General features: G+C 54.1%; 11 tRNA genes. All 11 read right to left on the bottom strand.

Annotation, left to right across the window (positions count from 1 at the left end):
* Window positions 1-19: 19 nt before the first annotated feature.
* Window positions 20-95, bottom strand: a tRNA-Lys gene (locus C230_RS0100215).
* A gap of 262 nt (window positions 96-357) precedes the next feature.
* A tRNA-Gly gene (locus C230_RS0100220) sits at window positions 358-431 on the bottom strand.
* Between the two features lie 59 nt (window positions 432-490).
* A tRNA-Ser gene (locus tag C230_RS0100225) sits at window positions 491-583 on the bottom strand.
* 8 nt (window positions 584-591) lie between these two features.
* Window positions 592-668, bottom strand: a tRNA-Pro gene (locus tag C230_RS0100230).
* A gap of 71 nt (window positions 669-739) precedes the next feature.
* Window positions 740-826: transfer RNA gene (locus tag C230_RS0100235), tRNA-Leu, on the bottom strand.
* Between the two features lie 12 nt (window positions 827-838).
* Window positions 839-925 (bottom strand) — tRNA-Leu (locus tag C230_RS0100240).
* A 63-nt stretch (window positions 926-988) separates the two neighbouring features.
* Window positions 989-1,063, bottom strand: a tRNA-Gln gene (locus C230_RS0100245).
* Between the two features lie 7 nt (window positions 1,064-1,070).
* Window positions 1,071-1,147 (bottom strand) — tRNA-Met (locus tag C230_RS0100250).
* 9 nt (window positions 1,148-1,156) lie between these two features.
* Window positions 1,157-1,241: transfer RNA gene (locus C230_RS0100255), tRNA-Tyr, on the bottom strand.
* 4 nt (window positions 1,242-1,245) lie between these two features.
* Window positions 1,246-1,321, bottom strand: a tRNA-Thr gene (locus C230_RS0100260).
* Between the two features lie 43 nt (window positions 1,322-1,364).
* Window positions 1,365-1,440 (bottom strand) — tRNA-Phe (locus C230_RS0100265).
* Between the last annotated feature and the right edge of the window lie 180 nt (window positions 1,441-1,620).

Consider the following 1,620-nt stretch of genomic DNA (forward strand, 5'->3'; position numbering starts at 1 on the left):
CGCGGGTACCCCAAGAAATTGGTGAGCCATGATGGACTCGAACCATCGACACCCTGATTAAAAGTCAGGTGCTCTACCAACTGAGCTAATGGCTCGCAAGAACGCACTATCTTAACATACCACACAGCAGTTTCGTTGTCAATCGAAAGAAGTCATCATCGAGGTGACGAGAGTTATAATACCATGCGGACACTCGATCCTCAACGAAAAAATGCAAACAAAACAAACCAAAATCCCAATTTCTATACAAAAAAACGAAAATAGCTCAGCGAATCTCTTTTTTGATGCGATGCTCGCAGGCGTGAAGCCTGCGTTTTTTGCATAAAAAAGAACCCCTAGCGGGATCCTGTTCATAAATGGAGCGGGCGATGGGAATCGAACCCACGCGGCCAGCTTGGAAGGCTGGAGTTCTACCACTGAACTACGCCCGCATTTTGATAGTGGAGAGCGGGAACCACAGCTGCAGTCTCTCTCCAGGCAAAGCAGCACATGGCGGAGAGAGTGGGATTCGAACCCACGAGACGGGGTTAACCGCCTACACGATTTCCAATCGTGCTCCTTCGACCAACTCGGACATCTCTCCATAAAAAATGGTCGGAATGCAGGGATTTGAACCCTGGACCTCACGCTCCCGAAGCGTGCGCGCTACCAAGCTGCGCTACATTCCGACATCCCCCACAAACCGGCGCAGTTGACATATTCCACTGTACGACTGTACCTTTTGCGGGCCTCTCCATTGTGGTGCCGGTGAAGGGACTTGAACCCCCACTCCCTTGCGGGAAACGGATTTTGAGTCCGTCGCGTCTGCCAATTCCGCCACACCGGCAACATTCGGTTTTGGTGCGGTCGAGAGGACTTGAACCTCCACGAGCTTGCGCCCACAAGAACCTGAATCTTGCGCGTCTGCCAATTCCGCCACGACCGCGTGAGTCCCACCAAATCACCCGGATTCGCTTTGCCGAGCCAGCGACCCTTTGGCGGGATTTGATGGCTGGGGAGGTAGGGATCGAACCTACGCATGACGGAGTCAAAGTCCGTTGCCTTACCGCTTGGCGACTCCCCAATCAGAATGGTGGCTCGGGAGGGAATCGAACCCCCGACCTACGGGTTATGAATCCGTCGCTCTCACCAACTGAGCTACCGAGCCGGATGATCATGGTGGAGGGAGTAGGATTCGAACCTACGAAGGCAAAGCCAACGGATTTACAGTCCGCCCCATTTGACCACTTTGGTATCCCTCCAAAATGGAGCCACCTGCCGGACTCGAACCGGCGACCCCATCATTACGAGTGATGTGCACTACCAACTGTGCTAAGGTGGCATATGTGTATGTGTTAGGCCCCGGCTTTGCCAGGTTATTTGCTTGGTGGCTCGGGACGGAATCGAACCGCCGACACGAGGATTTTCAGTCCTCTGCTCTACCGACTGAGCTACCGAGCCAAACAAACGACCCCTCGCACCGACAAGCATTGTTATTTCCAATCGACCTGCGGATATACACGATCTGCGGTGCAGGTTATCACCCGCCGGCGGAATGATCGCTTTGAAACAGTGGCGGAGCTGACGGGATTCGAACCCGCGATCTCCCGCGTGACAGGCGGGCATGTTAGGCCACTACAC

Source organism: Effusibacillus pohliae DSM 22757, from assembly GCF_000376225.1.
GTDB classification, from domain to species: Bacteria; Bacillota; Bacilli; order Tumebacillales; family Effusibacillaceae; genus Effusibacillus; species Effusibacillus pohliae.